This is a genomic window from Jatrophihabitans sp. (genome assembly GCA_036399055.1).
Classification (GTDB): Bacteria; Actinomycetota; Actinomycetes; order Mycobacteriales; family Jatrophihabitantaceae; genus Jatrophihabitans_A.
Window position 1 is genome coordinate 65,429 of the sequence record DASWNX010000004.1, and the last position, 15,636, is coordinate 81,064.

Sequence of the window (15,636 nt, forward strand, 5' to 3'; positions counted from 1 at the left end):
CCGCCCACCCCCTCACCGACGTCCAATGGTGGTGTCTGTCCGCAGGCGCCACCAGGAATGCAGAGCTGGGCTGACCAAGTCCTGGCGTGGGTGAAGTGGGGGGTGCTGGCCATCCTGGCCATCTCGTTCTTGTCTCCGTCGGGATGCTGATCTGGGGCCGGGTGACTCATCACCCCAAGGGCGCCCGGCTCGGTTTCGACGGGCTGATGATCTGCCTGGTTGGCGCCATCGTCTACGTCGTCGGCTACGTGATCATCAGCAGCATCACCGGAAGCGGCTGCTGATGATCAGCCGCCGCGGCGCCAACCACCAACCAGCTGCCGAGTGGTCCCGCCGAAAGATGCTCGCCCTGCTGATCGGCGCCGGCGCGACAGGGGTGTTGCTCGTCGTCGGGATCGTGCTGGCCGTGGTCTACGCCGTTGCCCCTGTTGGGCACACGGCGGAACAAAAAACGACCAGCACCAGCAGCTCGACGGGCGGCGGTACCGGGACGTCGATGCGATCCGGCACCGCAGTCGACCCACGTGACGCACTAGCCGACAAGCCGATGCCCACCGTCGATGAGGACGCCTCTCACCCCGGGCCGGTGTCGACGCACGACCCCGGCGTGCCGATCATCCTGCCCGCTCCGACGAGCATCGGGCCGGCGAAGGTTCCGACTGGCTTCCCGCGCACCCCACAGGGAGCCATGGCGCAGTTGGCCGCGATCGACCAGACCGCGCTGCAGTCAAGCACCCTCGCGGGTGCCCGCGAAGTCATCCGGGCCTGGGCTCTGCCCGGCGGACCCACTAGCAGCTGGTCGGGTGTGCGGGCGATGGCCGAGTTCTTCAACGCCGCCGGGCTGTCCGGCGGTGGCAACAGCCGGCTGGCGATCGTGGCCACCCCGCTGATGGGGTTGATCAAGGGCAGTGTCGGTGCGGACTTCGTGCTGCCCTGCGTCGATTTCGAGGTCGACGTGACCCTGCAGCAGACCGCGCGAGGGGCGGCGGCGGACTGCCAGCGGATGGTCTGGACCGGCGCTCGCTGGATGATCGGCCCCGGCTCCGAGCCCGCGCCCGCCCCGTCGGTCTGGCCGGGTACCGACACCGCGCTTGCCGTCGGCTACCGCGACTTGCGGCAGGAGGCCCTCCGATGAGCGGCGCCGCTGTGCTCGCTGCCGGCTGCCACCACCTGCCGTGTCCTGGGCAGCAGGTCGAGGCGTTCGGCCTCGGCGATGCCAACCCGCTGAAGTGGCTCGGCACCGCAGCTTCAGCCGCCGCGGGCGATGCCTGGCTTACCTCGATGACCGGCCTGTGGTCGGCCGCGCTCTGGCTGCTGAAACTGGCCTTTCAGATCATCGACGCCTTCACCACACCCGACTTATCCGCTGCCGGCCCGATGGGCTCGGTGCTTCCGACGACGCTGTGGCTCGGCGCCACGCTGGCCGTGATCATGATGTTCACCCAACTAAGCGTGGCTCTGATCCGCCGCGACGGCGAGTCCATAGGGCGCGTCCTGATTGGCATCGCCCAATTCGGGCTCGTGTGGGTCGCCTACCTCGGGCTCGCGGCCGGATTCGTCGCGGCGGCCTCCGGTCTCGAGCAGGGAATCTTGGAGCAGATGCTGCACGTCCAGGAGCTGTCCGAGGTCGATCTGAGCGCGTCGTTCCCGGACAAGATCACCGACATCACGCTGGCCACCGTGCTCGGCGTGCTCGGGGTGTTCATCGTCATCCCGGCCGCGTTCTTTTACGTGCTGATCATGTTCGTCCGCGAGGCCGCGCTGATCATCCTGGTGGCCACAGCCCCGATCTCGGCCGGCGGCCTCGTCAGCGAGATCGGCAAGGTGTGGTTCTGGAAGACGCTGCGCTGGTTCTTCTCCTGCCTGCTGATCTCGCCGATGGCCGCGTTAGTGCTCGGCGTCGGGGTGAAGTTGTCGACCGGCGTCATCGACGCTCCCAAACCGCTGATGTGCGGTGGCACGTTGTGCGACCCACTGAACGCCAAGCAGGTTAGCGATTTCGCGAACGCCACCAACACCGCGCACGCCGGGATGGCGGTTGTCGGCTGCATCGTGATCGCGATCGGCGCCTGCTGCCCGATGATCCTGTTCCGGCTGCTCGCCTTCGTCGAGCCCGGCACCGCCTCGGGTGCGGCGCTGCGGCAGTCGTGGTCCAACGCTGGCGGCATGTCCGGGATCATCGGCGGCGGTGCCCAGTCCGCCGGCAGCTCGGCCGCGACTCAGAGCAGCGGCGATGGCCGCTCCGGTGGCGAGTCCCAGACGCAATCGAGGCTTTCCAGCGCGCTGGGCGCGTTCGGGATGGGCATGCAGGCCGCCACCTCATTCGCGCACAGGGCAGCCGATCTCAGCTCGGACATCCTCGGCCAGGCCGGCGTCGGCTCACCGGGCTACAGCATGACCCCGACCGACGAGCGCAGCAGCCGCAGCTCCGACCGCGGTCGGTCTTCCGGCAAGGGGTCGTCTGGTTCAAGGAGCGGACCCGGCGGTGCCGGCAGTGAATCTGGCGGCGGGTCGATGCCTGAGCTCCCAACGCCTCCCATGCCAGGCGGCGCTCGTCCCAGCGGCGGCGCCGGTGGCGCGGGCGTGGCGGGCGGGTCTGAGGCAACGGCCGCGGTGGTCGCGCTGTGACTCGCCAATTCGATGCCCATGTCAGCCCGGTTCGTTACGGCGGCTGGTCGAAAGATAGGCAGGGCTGGTTCCTCGGCCTCGGTGGTGGGTCGTGGATCGCGATCCTGCTGGGTGGCCTGCCGCTGCTGATCGCCGCAGGAGCGCGCCAGTGGCTGGCCGCGCTGGGTTGGCTGCCGGCGTGGGCGGTGCTGATTGTGCTTGTCGCCGTTCCCGTTCGGGGCCGCTCGGCGTTCCGCTGGGCGATTGATTCCCTCCTTCGTTGCATGGGGGTTGTCATGCGTTGGACTGACTGGCAGTCGAAGGCTGCTGCGGGTGCCGTGGAGAGGTTCGACGAGGCCGACCTGCCCGGCGTGCTGTCAGGTGTCCGCACCCATGACGAGCCGCCGTTCGGTCCGCTGTTGGCCCGTCCGGCGATCGTCGCCGACAACCGCGAGCGCACCTGGGCGGTCGTCGCCCGCATCACGCACCCTGGCATCGGCCTGTCGGAGGTGCTGGCGCGGACTCGGATGGGCAATGGCCTGTCCGAGCTGCTCGATGGTGCCGCGACCGCGGAATTGGTGTCGGTGATCGCGTTACAGATCCGCACTGTCCCCGACGACGGCGCCGAACGCTCCGCATGGCTGCAGGCCAACCTGCGCAAGGACGCACCGAATTTGGCGCTGGCGGTTAACGCAGAGCTGGCGCAGCTGATGACCCAGGCCGGGGTGCGGCACGAGGCGTTCGTGACGGTCGTCGTGCCGGAAGGGCGGATCGCGAAGCAGGCCAAAGAGGCCGGCGGCGGCGTCGACGGCCGCGCCCGGGTGCTGTACGGGGTGATGGGCGGGATCGAAGCGCGACTGATGGGGCCGGTCGGTTGCACCAGCGTGGCCTGGCTGGACTCACCCGCGCTGGCGGCGGCGATCCGAACCGGCTTCGCGCCGGGTGACCGGGCTGGGCTCACCGCGGCTGACATCGTCGCCCAGAGCGACCCTCACGTCGCGGCGACGTTGCCGATGGCCGCTGCCGGCCCTACGTCGACGCCCAACCCGGAGCGGCGCTACTACGCCCACGACGCCTGGCACTCGGCGACTTGCACGATCCTCCTGCCCGACAAGGGGGCAGTGATGGGGGCATTGGCACCGGTCTTCACGCCGACCACAGCGGGGCAGAGGCGCTCGGTGACCGTGTTCTTCGAGCCGATCAGCCACGACAAGGCCGATCGGATGGTCGGAGCTGAGTCGATGTCATCAGACCTCGCGGCCGAGATCCGCCGCAAGAGCGGGTTCAAGGTTCGCGCCTCCCACCGCCGCGACGCCGCCAAGGTCGAAGGCCAGGACGTCCGGCTGGCCGACGGCAACGCCTTCGTGCGGGTGGGAATCGCCGCCGCGGTGACCGTGCCTGACACCTTGTCGATCACCGACTTCGGCAGACGGTTGGAATCTGACATCACCGGCTCCGGCTTCAAGCCGCTCCGGTTGGACTTGGCCCAGGACTCAGGGTTCGCCGCCGCCTGCATCCCGCTCGAGATCGGCTTGCCGAAGCGACGGGGTTCCAAATGAGCTTCCGAGGTCAGAAGCATCGCAATGGGAGAGGGGTTGCGCAGCTGGTGGCGGACTTCGGCCATCAACTGCCGCCGCTGGCACCGGCTCCGGCCCGGGCGAAGGACGTCGACCCCTTTCAGGTGATGGTCGGCAGGCACGGTCGCTCTGGCCGTGCCTGCGGCTGGGCTCCGGTTCCTGCCCCGGTCGCGGCCTACCGGATGACATCGGAGCAGGTCGGCGGGGTGTGGCCGCTGATCGCCGGTGACGGGCTCCCGTCGACCGGCGCGCAGATGGGCATCGACTTCCTGTCCGGTGGCGCGTTCCACGTCGACCCGATCGCCTGGACGCTGCAGGGCACCGCTGGGGTCACCAACCCGAACATCATGTTTCTCGGCGCGCCCGGGCGAGGGAAGTCCGGCGCTGTGAAGATGTTCTGCCTGCGGATGATGGCCTTCGGGTACCGCACTCTGATTCTGGGCGATGTCAAGGACGAGTACGAGCCGTTGTGCCGCGCGCTCGGGGTCGAGCCGCACGCCGTCGGGCACGGCCTGCCCGCCCGCATCAACCCCCTCGATTTTGGGCCGCTGGGCAGCGACTGGACCGCGCTGCCCCGCGCCGAGGCGCAGCGCCGCGCGGCGATGGTGTTCTCCCGATGGCTGCTGCTGGTCCGGGGCCTGGTCGGCTCCCAACACGTGCCGTTCGACCCGAGCGCCGAGACCGCGGTCGGCCAGGTGATCCGTGACCTCACCGGTTACGCGTCCGGCGCCGACCGGATGGCCGAGAGGCCACCCAATGGTCCGGGCAGATCACCCACGTCCGGCGCATCGGCTGATGACCGTGGATCAGGAGAAGTTCATGGAGCTAGCACGATGACCGCGCCGCAGCAGCGACACCGGGACCCTCAGTCGATCGGCCAGGGCTGGGAGACCGCGGTGGCGATCCTCGGCAGCGCGCTACTGGTGCTCGGGCTCGCCGCGCTGTGTGGGCTGGGCGTAGCGTCGGCGTTGTTCGGGCGGGGCTGGGTGTGGCCGAGTGGGACAGATGCCATGGGTCACGTCATCGGTGGGTTGTTGACCGGACGTCCCGGCCAGGGCTTCGGAGACCGCCAAGCGACGCTGGTGGCCGGGCCGGTAGCGGTATACCTGTGCGTTGCGGTATGCGAGCTGGCGGCCATCGCCGCATCGATCACCGGTGCCGTGCTGGTCACGCGTTACCGGCGACCCGGTGACGCACGCGGTGGCATGGCCACCCGCAGCGAGGCCGAGCAGGTGCTCGGAATCAGCCGCCTGCGCGCTGCTCGCGCGATCATCCGTCCTGATCTTCACGGGGCAAAAGCATCGAAGGGGAGCGGCTGATGAGCTTCGAACCGACCGACATCGGCTGGCGACTAGGGCGGTCGCGGACCCCTCACGGCGTGGAATTGTGGTGTCGGTATGACCGGACCACCGGCGTCTACGGCGAGCAGGGCTCGGGCAAAACCCTCGACGTCCTAGCACCGGCGTTGCTCGCGCACCGAGGCGCCGGAATGGCCACCCTGACGAAGGTGGATGACCTGCTGCTGACGGCTCATAGGCGCCACCGGCCACTCACCCCTGGTGGCCCGCCGCGCCCGATCGCCGTGCTGGACCCGTTCGGCGCCGCCCCGGGGTTGCCGGAGTTCGTGTGGGACCCGATCGCCGGTTGTGTCGACCCGATCGTCGCCGAGAAGCGAGCGAAGGCGTTCGCGCCGGAACCGTCACCGGAGCGGTGAGCGGTGGCCGGCAGGACAGCGCGGCCCGGTTCTACGCCGCTGAGACGGCCAAGGTGTTGCAGGGATTCCTGCACGCCGCCGCGTTGACTGGGCGCACGCTCGAGCACGTTCTGGAGTGGGTGGCCAATCCCGTCGCGGCGGAGCAGCCCGCCGAGCTACTTCAGCAGCACCCGCATGCCGCGAAGTTCTGGGACGGCCTGCTCGCCGGTGCCCTGCACGGCTCGGCCGACACCGTCGGCAACACCGTCACCACCGTCCAGCAGGCGATGTCGCTGTTCTTCCAACCCGAGATCCGAGCCCGCTGCGTGCCGTCACGTGAGCGGCCGGCGACTGACATCGCCGACCTGATCGCCAAGCAGGGCACGGTGTACCTGCTCGGTCGGGAAGACCCGTACGCCTCGGCCGCGCCGCTGATGACGGCGGTCGCCGAGCACGTCCTGGACACCGCGCTGGACACCGCGAACAGCTCTCCATACGGGCGGATGACGCCCTGCTTCCTGGCCTGCCTGGACGAGCTGCCCTCCACCACTCCGCTGCCGACGTTGCGGGTGCGGATGGCCAACGAGCGCGCGCTGGGGCTGTCCTTCATCTACGCCAGCCAGACCTGGAAGCAGATGGTCGTGTCCTACGGCGAGGACGAAGCCCGATCGCTGTTCGGGCTCACCAACAACCTGGTGATCTTCGGCGGCGGCAAGGACATCCACTTCTACAAGGAGATCTCCGACCTGATCGACGACGTGAGAATAAGCCGCCAGACCATCAGCGACGGCCCCGGAGGCATCGGCACCTCCCGCTCCGGTGAGGACGTGCGCGTGCTGCGCCCCGGCGACATCCGCCGCATTCCCGAGCGACACGCCCTCGTCGTCGCCGGCAACGCCCCGCCCATCATCGCCAAGCTGCGCCGCTGCTTCGACGGCAAGGACGGCCTACTGCTCAAGGCCGAACTGGACGACGCCCGCGCGCTGGTCAACGGCAACCGGGCCGCAACGTCGGATCTCACCCGGCGAACCGCCGACGCCATCGCCTACGCGCGCCAGCATCGGCTGACACCGTCAGTCATCGCTGAGGACGACCAACCGCACGGCGGCGTTTCCACCCCAGCGGGGTGGTCCTGGTGATCCTGAACCGATTTCCGCAGCCATCCGGCTCCATTCTGAAAGCCCTGGAGATGTTGGCGATGCTGCGCGAGGGCGACCCTGAGCAGATGCAAGCCCTGGAAGACCTGTCCGAGCTTCCACGACCGTGGGAGCCGGCGACGTGCCCGGAACACCTGCGGGCCGCGGTGTGGCGCTGGTGCGACGCGGTCACGGTGTGGCTCAACACCGACTACGCCTGGCGACCAGCTCACCTCATCCCAGCATGCTGGCCACACCACCCCCATATCGCCCGTGAGTTGGCGGTGCTGGCCTTTCTGCGCTGGGAGGCCGAAGAGGCGACCGGTCCGCATCTGCTCGAGGACTGGCAGCGGTACAGCTATCCGATGTTCTGCGAACGGATGGCCAGCCGGCTCGGCGACAGCACCTGCCGCACCGGCAAGCACCAGGACTGGCCCGCCGAAAGCCGAGTGACCGCTTACACCCAACCGGCGGCCAGCGCGGAGCGGCGGGCCGTCCTTGCCGCCGACAGCGATTCATCCACAGATCCGGCTGGCGCCCTACTCAGTACCCGCCGCGGCGGCATGCTCACCGCTGATCTCTCACCGGAAGGAACCCGCCGATGACCAGCCACGCCGACAACCTTGCAATAAAATCAGCTGCGGCGGCGCTGTTCCGAGCTGCCGCGACCAGTGTCACCGAGCTCGACAACGGCACCCGGCTGCTCTGCCTAGCGGCGTTCGAGCACCTCAATCCGCCCAGCCCACCCGCAACGGTGCCGACGGAGAACGCCGATGTCGAAGCGTTGATCCGGGCCGCACTCCGATTGCTCGCGACCCTGCCCTCGCAGGAGTTCGACAAGACGGCCATCCTCGACGCCGCCGCAGCTGGCCGGCGCGCCCTGCTCCACCTGGGCTAGCCTCGTGGCCACCTCGATCCATGACCTGCTCGATGCCGCCAACCTCCATGCCACAAAGACGGACCGCACCCCAGCCGGCCTCGCGGACGCAGCAAGCGCGATCGGACACCTCGGCCGCGCACTGCGGCTGCTAGTCAATGACGGCCTGTCTCAAGACGTCGGCGGATACCGCGAGCGGTTCGTCTCTGAACTCGCAAACGCCTGCGTCGCCGTGGCAGGTGATGCTGCCTTCAGCGGTGCACCGCTCAGCCTGCTCTGCGGCGCCGCCGCCGACCTCGTCGGCATCCTGCGCCCGGAATGGAGCCACGCTGGCCGGTGGGCCGCCGCGCTGGCAGTCACTGAAACCGCCAGGCAGGTCGCCGCCGTACTCAGCGCCGGCGAGCAGCCCACGGCTGGCCCGCAGCTTGCCTACCTGCGCCGGACAACGGTTCTCGTCGAACAGACCGGCGCGATCGAACCCCCAACCGCCCGGCAGGCATGGCTACTCGACCGGCCGCTGCCATCACCGGTTGCTGCCCACGAAGCAACCCGAGACACGGTCGGCGACGCGATGGTCGCACTGGCACACCACACCCGGCCTGTCCGCACCCAGCGTCGCGTAGTCCTAACCTCTACAAGCGCGGACCTAGTTCCCGGATGACAGCAATGTCAGACGAGCGCTTATGGTGAGCGTGATGCGAGAAGTTGCCGATGAGGCCGTTCCGTCAAGCGGTAGGCAGACCGAGCAGTGAGTTTAGCTCTGCCACCTTCTGACGGACCTGGTTGACAGTGAATAGTTCTTGGCCCCCGTAGGCAGTCGATAGCCGCATACGACGACGATTGCCGGCAGCGGCTGACCCCAGGTGGAACCCCGCACTACGAGGCACTTCGTCAATCGCAACGATCGCACCCCTCGGCGCCCACCAGGGTTGGCCACCGGTTACCGCGTCGAACCGCCCAGGCGTGAAAAGCAGTCGCCGTTCAGTCAGCATAAGCACACCCCCGATGTGCCGCCTCCCACCGTCTTGCGCACGATTCGCCGTAGCCCTCCACAGCACCGTCTCTTGACCCTCAAGTTCAGGATCTGGCAGCCACCATCCCATGTCTGAATTTCCTTATTCCTAGGGGATCATCCGGGAGACCCAGATGCTCGTGCTGAAGATGGCACGTTGGAACCTGGCCGCCGCCCTCGCTGACATCCAGGTTGCGGCTCCCGATGACGCGAACGCACCTGCTGCAGCTGCCATGATCACCTGATAGGCATTGACGCGACCGGACTGCGCCCATTGATGCAATGCGTTCAAAGCGCCCTGCCCAATTGCGCCCGCGATGATCCCGACCAGCCATCCCCAGCCTGGGAGGGCGATTGCAAGCGCCCGCGTCACCACGCCAAGGCCAACGCTCATTACGGTGTATGCGAGTTTGTTCGCGAGGAGTCCGCGCGCGCAGCGGGCAGAGTATTTCCACCAGTTGCATTGACCATTGAGGTCGAACTGGTTGATTGGATTCGCGACGTAGACGTAGGCGTTGTCGTTACCGCCTGCCACCGAGTCAACTGACAGGAATCGCCCTGTGGAAGCGTTGTAGAGGCGCGATCCCATCAGGGTTACGCCACCAAGTGCATCGGAGGACCGGCTCTGTGCACCGAGCCAGCCGTAGCTGTCTGGTGCGGTGGCGGCCTCGCGGGGTGCGCCGTATTCGGTGGCCTCGCCGTAGCCGATCGGGCCGGTCGCGGCGGGATCGTCAGTGCTGGTGGCGACGATGTCGCCGTGCAGGTTGGCCAGTTGCAGGGTGACGGTGCCGGCGTGGTCGACCGTTGCGGCAAGGCCGCCGGTGATGCCGACCAGGTTGCGGGTCCAGCCGGTGCCGGTGCTGGTCCAGGCGGGTGAGTCGCTGTTGTCGGCGTAGTGGTTGACGCTGGTCGTTCCGGCGGTGTCGGTGGTGTCGGTGATCCGGTTTTGCAGCGGGTCGAGGCCAAAGCCGAGGGTGCGGCCGCTCTGGGTCTGGCTGGCGACCATGTCGTTGGCGTAGTAGCCGATCGCCAGCGCGCCGGTGGTGGCGGCGTGGCTGCCGATGCCCAGAGCGTCACCGGCGGGAACCGCACTGGTGCGGCCGAGGGTGTCGTAGCCGTAGCCGGGATTGGTGATCCGGTCGGCGTCATCGAACGTGGAAGTCGTAGTGGTGCTCGGGGTCGTGGTGGTGACGCAGCCGCCGCCGAGACCGGCCGGGTAGGACTTAAGGTTTTTCCGGTTGGAGGCGTTATCGAGCATGTAGGTGCGGGTGGTGCAGGTACCGGCCGCAGTGTCCTCGGTCTTGGCGAGCCGTCCAGCGGGGTCGTAGCTGAAGGTTTGCGCTGAGATCGGCGAGGTCTGGGTGGCGGTGTCGCCCTGGGCGTTGCTGGTCTGGGTGAAGCTCATCCAGGTGGCGCCGGCTTTGGCGTAGGTCAGGGCGGTGGCGATGCCAGCGTTGTCGAATCGGCTGGTCGCGATCAGGCCGTTGGGATAGGTCTGCGAGGCCACTGCGCCGTCGGCGTTGTAGGCGGCAGTGAAGACGCCGGGCGTGGAGCCGACGCCGACGTCCTGGACGGTGATCAGGCCGCGGTGCTCGGTGGCCGAGTCGTAGGTGTAGCTGGTGGCGCCCTTGCCGTCGTTGACCGTGGATGGCCGGCCGGACAGGTTATAGCTGGTGATCGCGGTGCTGCCGGTGGAGTCGGTGTAGCTGGTGGTCCGGCCGAGGGAGTCGTAGGCGGCGCTGACGGTCCTGCCGCCGGCCGCCTGGGTGAGAGGTAGACCGGTGCCGGTGTCGTAGGTCGTCGTCACGGCTGGCAGGGCGGCGCCACCGGCGACGGTGGGTGTGACGGTGATCGAGTTACCAGTCGGGCGGCCAGCGTCGTCGTAGCTGGTCGTGGTAGTACGGACGGTGGCACCGGCGGTCCCGATGACGCTGAGCGGCTGGTCGTAGCGGTTGTAGCTGGTGGTGGTGACCGGCAGCGGATTGCCGGTAGTCGGTTGTGCGGTCGGGCCGGTCGAGCAGGCCAGCCCTGCCAGGGCAGGTGAGACGCAGGGCCCGGCGCCGGTGGCGGTGTAGTAGCTGGTGCTGGTCGAGCGGGCGTCGTTACCAGTGGAGCCCGGCAGCCAGGACTGCACGGTCTGGCCGGCGTCGTTGTAGCGGGTGTTGCTGACCAGGTCGGTGCCGCCGACGCCGGCGCCGACGGTGGTGGAGGTGGCCTGGCCCAGGTCCCAGCCGGTCTTGCTGCCGCCGACCGCGACCGCGGAGTAGCCGGTTTTCACGGTGACGCTGTCCCGGTCGGCGCCGGTGGCCAGATCCCAGGCGGCGGAGGTGACGGTGGTCGGCAACCCGAATGGCACCGGGTTGCCGCTGGCGTCGAGCGGCGCGCCCTGGTCGTAGGTGACGTGCTGGTGGCTTCGCCCGTCGATGGTCGAGCCGTCGGTGAGCGCCACCGGATGGGCCGGGCCGTAGCTGTCGGTGATCCGTTCGGGGTTGAGCGGGTCATAGACCTGGCTGCTGGACAACAGCGCCGCCCGGGCCGCTGGACTGGTCAGCGCCGTCACGGCCGGGTCGGTGCTGGCGACCGGGTTCAGCGCATGCGTGCGATTGCGCGGGGTCAGGCTCGAGACGACGTTGCCGTTGGCGTCGTAGCTGGTCGCGCCGTACTGCCAGGCCCCGGCACCGTAGGCGGCGGTGTTGGTCTCACGGCCGTTGGCGTCGAGGTAGTGCAGGGTGGCGTAGGGCCAGTCAGCCGCGGTAGGCGCGCCGGCCGGGACCCGGTTGGGCCCGAACACCGCCGTGGCCACGGCCGGCACATTGGCAGTCTGCCCCCAGGCCGCGGCGGCGGTAACGCCGAGCTCGATCGGCGCGCCCGGCCCCGTGAACGGCACCCCGTAGGCGACGGTGCTGGTCGCAGTCTGGGCCAGCGTGGCGTCATAGCGCGAGACGGTGGCCAGCCGGCCGTTGCTGTCATAAGCCATCGTCCAGGGCGCGAGCCCGGGCGGGGTGAGCGAGGCCAACCGGCCGTTTCCGTCGTAGCTGTAAGCGGTCTTCAGGTTCGGGGTGATCCTCGGGTCATAGGCGCCGGCCAGCCAGCCGGCGCTGTCGTAGTCATAGGCCGCGACCGGCACCGCGGTCATCGCCGCAGTCGTCGGGTCGAAGGTGTGGAACACCACCGACCGCAGCCGGCTAACGCTCGCTCCGTCAACCGGAACCGTGCCGTAGGTCAGGGTCAGGCTGCGACAACCCGGTGTGGTGTCCGGGCTGGCACAGCTCACCCCGGCAGGCACCGCGCCGAGGATCCGGGTTACCCGGCCGCCAGCGTCCCGGGTGAAACTGGTCAAGCTGCCGGAGCTGGCCTCGACCACCCGGTCGACGCCCCAGGCGTTCGCGGCGGTGTTGCGAAGCCATACCGTGGTGGCGCCGTCGGCGTCCAGCAGACGGACCTCGCTCGCGCTGAGCTTGGTTATCGCCGCGCCGTCGGCGGCGGCGTCATCGACGCCGGTATAGCTGACGGGGTAGCTGCCGGTCGGGCTGGTCGCCTGATACAGGCTGACATCGCCGTCGCTGCCTTCGAGACTGAGGTAGCCGTCACTGCTGTGATCGACCAACGTGAGGTCGGCCGCGCCGGCATCCGTGCCGGGTAGCGACGCCGACCAGCCAGGGCCGAACACCCCCGTGGCGTCAGCCCGTTCGCCGGCCGGGGCGAGGGTGCTCAGGCTGCGCCCGATCGACAGCGAGCCCTGATACGTCGGTACCGACACGTCCGCGGCGCTGACCTGGTAGTCCCCGGTCAGCAGCGACACGCTGCCCGGCCCGACCGCCTCGACAGCGTAGGAGTCGCCCAAAGCGTGGCTGGCCAGCTGCACCGTCGAGGCCATCGAGCACACTGGGTTCGGATCACTGGCCGAGGACCCGAAGCAGGCCTGCACCTGCACCAGCTGATCACCGTGATTCAGCGTCGCCCCGACGTCCCAGGTGTAGGGCGCGAATACCGCCGGGCTGCCGCTCCGCTGCACCGGCCAGGCCGGATGGGTGTTAGTGCCGGGAACGGTCACCTCCGCCGTCGGGACGTTGGACCAGCCGCCGGTGACCCCGACCCGGTACTGGTAGGTGACCCAGGCGCCGCCGCCGAACGGATCGGCCTGCAGCGTCAGGCGCTCCTGGATGCGCGACTGCCCGGCCGGAATGGCTGCGCCGACCGCGGAGTACCAGCCCTCGACGTCGAGAATGACGTGCACCGGATCGGCGGAGGAGTTGACCAGCAGCACCGTGCCGTCGCCGGCGCTCGGCACGATCGCCAGGCTGCTGCGGACGTTCGAGCCGGCTGAGAAGTAGACCGAGGCGGCCACCGGAAAGCGCTGATCTCCCGGCCCCAGCGCTAGGTAGCCAGCATGGGTGCCCGAGTGCGCAATCTGGGCGCTGATGGCCAGCGCGCTGATCCCACTGCCCGGTAACGGCACCCCCGCCACCCCGCCGACCTGCACCCGCCGGCTGCTGTTGGCCGCCAGCTGGGTGCTCGGCGCGGTCCGCGAGTCATAGGCCCGAGCCGAGGCCGGGGTGAACGCGCCCTTCGTGCCCGGGGTGGCCGTGTAGTAGCCGACGACGTCGACGATGACGTCGATCGCGGTGCCAGCCGGGCCGATCCAGAGGTTGAACTGGCCGCCGGCGCCCAGGTCCACAGCCGCGCCCAGGATGGTGGCGGTGTTGGCCAGGTAGTTCAGCGACACGTTCGCCGGCCGGGTCGCGCCGGTCGGGTAGGGGGAGAAGTAGCCGGCGGTGGCGCTGGTCGAGATGGTGGTCAGCATCAGAAACACCGCCGAGGCGTCGGACGGCACGTTGTGCAGGCCGCCGACCGAGATGGCGGTGGTCGAGCCGGTGGCCAGCTTGGCCTGCGGCAGCCCGGTCCCGATCCGGGTGTCGACCATCCGGGCCGGGTTGACCGGGACGTAGCCGCCGGGTGTCGGGGCTCCGTTGCCGGCGGTGTAGTAGCCCTGGATGTGCACCAGCAGCGTCACCGAGGTCTGGGCCAGCACCTGGATCTTGCCGTCCGCGGCCACCGCGACAATGGAGCTGGCCGAGATCGACCCGCCGCCGCCGGTGTAGGTCAGCGCCGCTATAGGCACCACCGCTGTGCCGTTGGCCGCCACCTTCACCAACCCGGTCGCCGCCGGGGTCAGCACCGTCACCGACACCTGCACGGAGGAGACACCGGTGGTGGGCACCCCGGCCTGGCCGGCGACCTGCACCTGGTACCAGGTGTTGGCCGCCACCGGCCCGCTGACGCCGCCAATCCCGGTCCGGGTGTCCAAGACCGAACCCTGAGTCGGCACGAACAACCCAGCAGTTCCGGTGGCGACCGCAGCTCTGGCCGGACTCACCCGAGGCGACACCGCCAGCTGCACCGCCGACATCAGACCAGCCACCAAGCTCAGCACCACGACTGCTCGCAGCACGCCAGATCCACGCTTCAAGCCCTGGTCCCCCGCAGTCAAGACAGGCCAATCACACAGGCAACCAGCGCTCTGGGCAAGAATGTTAGGAACAGCAACTTAACACCGTTACAGACGGTTTGCAGACAGTTCGGACCAATCGCTTTGGACTCACGCGACAGGCACTTCGTCTACCGCAGGGACTACAGCTGATTCCCACCCGCGAGCTTCCACGAACCGCGCGGCGGGGGCAGGCTGCCTGCTTCCGGAGACAGGCTGCAGCCGCGCTGCGGCTAGCCAGGTTGCCTGCGAGCAGGTACGGCCCGGGTACTGCTACTTCTAGCCAGTTCGCTCGCCGCTGGCAATTGCGGTCACTACCTCGGTGAAGCCGGGCTCTTCCGGCGTTACGCCGCTCTCCTCAAACCTCCGGCGCAGTTCGGCATCGACGTCGGCGACCGGCATGCCTGCGTGCGTCGACTCGACCTCCCGCACCAAAGCTCCAACCCGCGCGCTGGCGTCTTCCTTCAGCTGGTCGAATGCGTCCGACTCACGGACAGCCTTCAGCATGGCTCTCTCGTCAAAAGTGAATGGCATGCCACCAGTGTGCCTTGGAGGACCGCTCGGAAGGCGACTATCGGTGATCCTGTTCTACCGGCTGGTGCAGCGCAATCAACTGCGCACGGTCACGGTCGGCAGGAGCCGGCGAGTACCGCCTACGGCGCTCACCGAGTTTGTGGCGACGCTAGAGCAGAGAGGAGTCCCTAAAGCAGAGGAGTCCCCAGTGAGCCGTCGTGGCACCAACGGCGCGCGACGTTTGTGCGACGTCGACTTCGCGTCCGAGCGGCTACACATCCGCCGGCAGTTGCAGCGTTACCAAGGCAGCATGCACTTGCGGGCAGCTAAAACCGAAGACGAAATCGCATCTTTGCCCGATCGTCTGTGCGCCTGTGGACAGACAGCTGGTTGTCCACGACCTCTGCCGTTCTAACGCGAGCTGGCCCATCGCGTTCAATAGGTTAGGGAGGCCGCCCGTGAGGCGGCCCGGCCAGGTGTTACTAGCACCGGACCGGGCCTTGATCGAACCCTGCGTTCACAGGAGACGACCCGATGACGAAACTACCCAACCCCCAACCCCCACCCGGCCGCGGTGCCAGCGACGAGTTCGTTCACCCGAACCTGGAGCACCACACCCCGTGGTGGCTTCGCTGCACCGGCGCTATGCGGGCTGACGAACCCAGCGGCGGGGTGTGATCCGCCGGCCGAAGTTGTCGTAGGGCCTACTTTCCCGCCATGTTGACGGCGCGGC

Annotated in this window: 14 protein-coding genes; 12 read left to right on the forward strand and 2 right to left on the reverse strand. The window is 68.6% G+C overall.

All coding sequences use genetic code 11. From position 1 onward, the window contains the following. Positions 1-143: 143 nt before the first annotated feature. The 10 genes from VGB75_01290 to VGB75_01335 are packed head-to-tail and all read left to right on the forward strand — an operon-like array spanning position 144 to position 8,551. Positions 144-284 (forward strand): hypothetical protein, encoded by a 141-nt coding sequence (locus tag VGB75_01290; GenBank protein HEY0165650.1) that lies wholly within the window; start codon positions 144-146, stop codon positions 282-284. Further along, positions 284-1,135 carry a hypothetical protein gene (locus VGB75_01295; protein ID HEY0165651.1) on the forward strand — a complete coding sequence of 284 codons (852 nt, stop codon included), beginning with the start codon at positions 284-286 and terminating at the stop codon, positions 1,133-1,135. The genes VGB75_01290 and VGB75_01295 overlap by 1 nt, the downstream gene beginning before the upstream one ends. Continuing rightward, complete coding sequence (locus tag VGB75_01300) at positions 1,132-2,628, forward strand: hypothetical protein (GenBank protein ID HEY0165652.1); 1,497 nt, start codon at positions 1,132-1,134, stop codon at positions 2,626-2,628. Before VGB75_01295 ends, VGB75_01300 begins: the two co-directional genes overlap by 4 nt. Then, on the forward strand, positions 2,625-4,166 hold the full coding sequence (locus VGB75_01305) for an SCO6880 family protein (protein HEY0165653.1): 1,542 nt from the start codon (positions 2,625-2,627) through the stop codon (positions 4,164-4,166). Before VGB75_01300 ends, VGB75_01305 begins: the two co-directional genes overlap by 4 nt. A gap of 47 nt (positions 4,167-4,213) precedes the next feature. Then, entirely contained in the window at positions 4,214-5,503 is a 1,290-nt protein-coding gene (locus tag VGB75_01310; protein ID HEY0165654.1) for a hypothetical protein, read from the forward strand. Continuing rightward, positions 5,503-5,898: a hypothetical protein gene (locus VGB75_01315; GenBank protein ID HEY0165655.1), complete on the forward strand. Its 396-nt coding sequence runs from the start codon at positions 5,503-5,505 to the stop codon at positions 5,896-5,898. Before VGB75_01310 ends, VGB75_01315 begins: the two co-directional genes overlap by 1 nt. Further along, on the forward strand, positions 5,895-7,016 hold the full coding sequence (locus VGB75_01320) for a TraM recognition domain-containing protein (protein HEY0165656.1): 1,122 nt from the start codon (positions 5,895-5,897) through the stop codon (positions 7,014-7,016). The genes VGB75_01315 and VGB75_01320 overlap by 4 nt, the downstream gene beginning before the upstream one ends. Next, entirely contained in the window at positions 7,013-7,618 is a 606-nt protein-coding gene (locus tag VGB75_01325) for a hypothetical protein (protein HEY0165657.1), read from the forward strand. The genes VGB75_01320 and VGB75_01325 overlap by 4 nt, the downstream gene beginning before the upstream one ends. Continuing rightward, positions 7,615-7,911, forward strand: a complete 297-nt coding sequence (locus VGB75_01330) for a hypothetical protein (protein HEY0165658.1) — start codon at positions 7,615-7,617, stop codon at positions 7,909-7,911. Before VGB75_01325 ends, VGB75_01330 begins: the two co-directional genes overlap by 4 nt. Before the next feature lie 4 nt (positions 7,912-7,915). Continuing rightward, complete coding sequence (locus tag VGB75_01335; GenBank protein ID HEY0165659.1) at positions 7,916-8,551, forward strand: hypothetical protein; 636 nt, start codon at positions 7,916-7,918, stop codon at positions 8,549-8,551. Positions 8,552-9,011: 460 nt separating this feature from the next. Here VGB75_01335 and VGB75_01340 read toward each other — a convergent pair whose 3' ends face one another. Then, positions 9,012-14,372 carry an RHS repeat-associated core domain-containing protein gene (locus VGB75_01340; protein ID HEY0165660.1) on the reverse strand — a complete coding sequence of 1,787 codons (5,361 nt, stop codon included), beginning with the start codon at positions 14,370-14,372 and terminating at the stop codon, positions 9,012-9,014. A gap of 297 nt (positions 14,373-14,669) precedes the next feature. Continuing rightward, a complete protein-coding gene (locus VGB75_01345; GenBank protein ID HEY0165661.1) occupies positions 14,670-14,924 on the reverse strand; it encodes a hypothetical protein in 255 nt (84 codons plus the stop codon). Between the two features lie 43 nt (positions 14,925-14,967). On the opposite strand from VGB75_01345, the gene VGB75_01350 reads away from it, so the two are divergent. Both VGB75_01350 and VGB75_01355 read left to right on the forward strand, forming a co-directional pair. Beyond that, on the forward strand, positions 14,968-15,318 hold the full coding sequence (locus tag VGB75_01350) for a hypothetical protein (GenBank protein HEY0165662.1): 351 nt from the start codon (positions 14,968-14,970) through the stop codon (positions 15,316-15,318). 119 nt (positions 15,319-15,437) lie between these two features. After that, a complete protein-coding gene (locus VGB75_01355) occupies positions 15,438-15,581 on the forward strand; it encodes a hypothetical protein (protein HEY0165663.1) in 144 nt (47 codons plus the stop codon). The last annotated feature ends 55 nt before the right edge of the window (positions 15,582-15,636 follow it).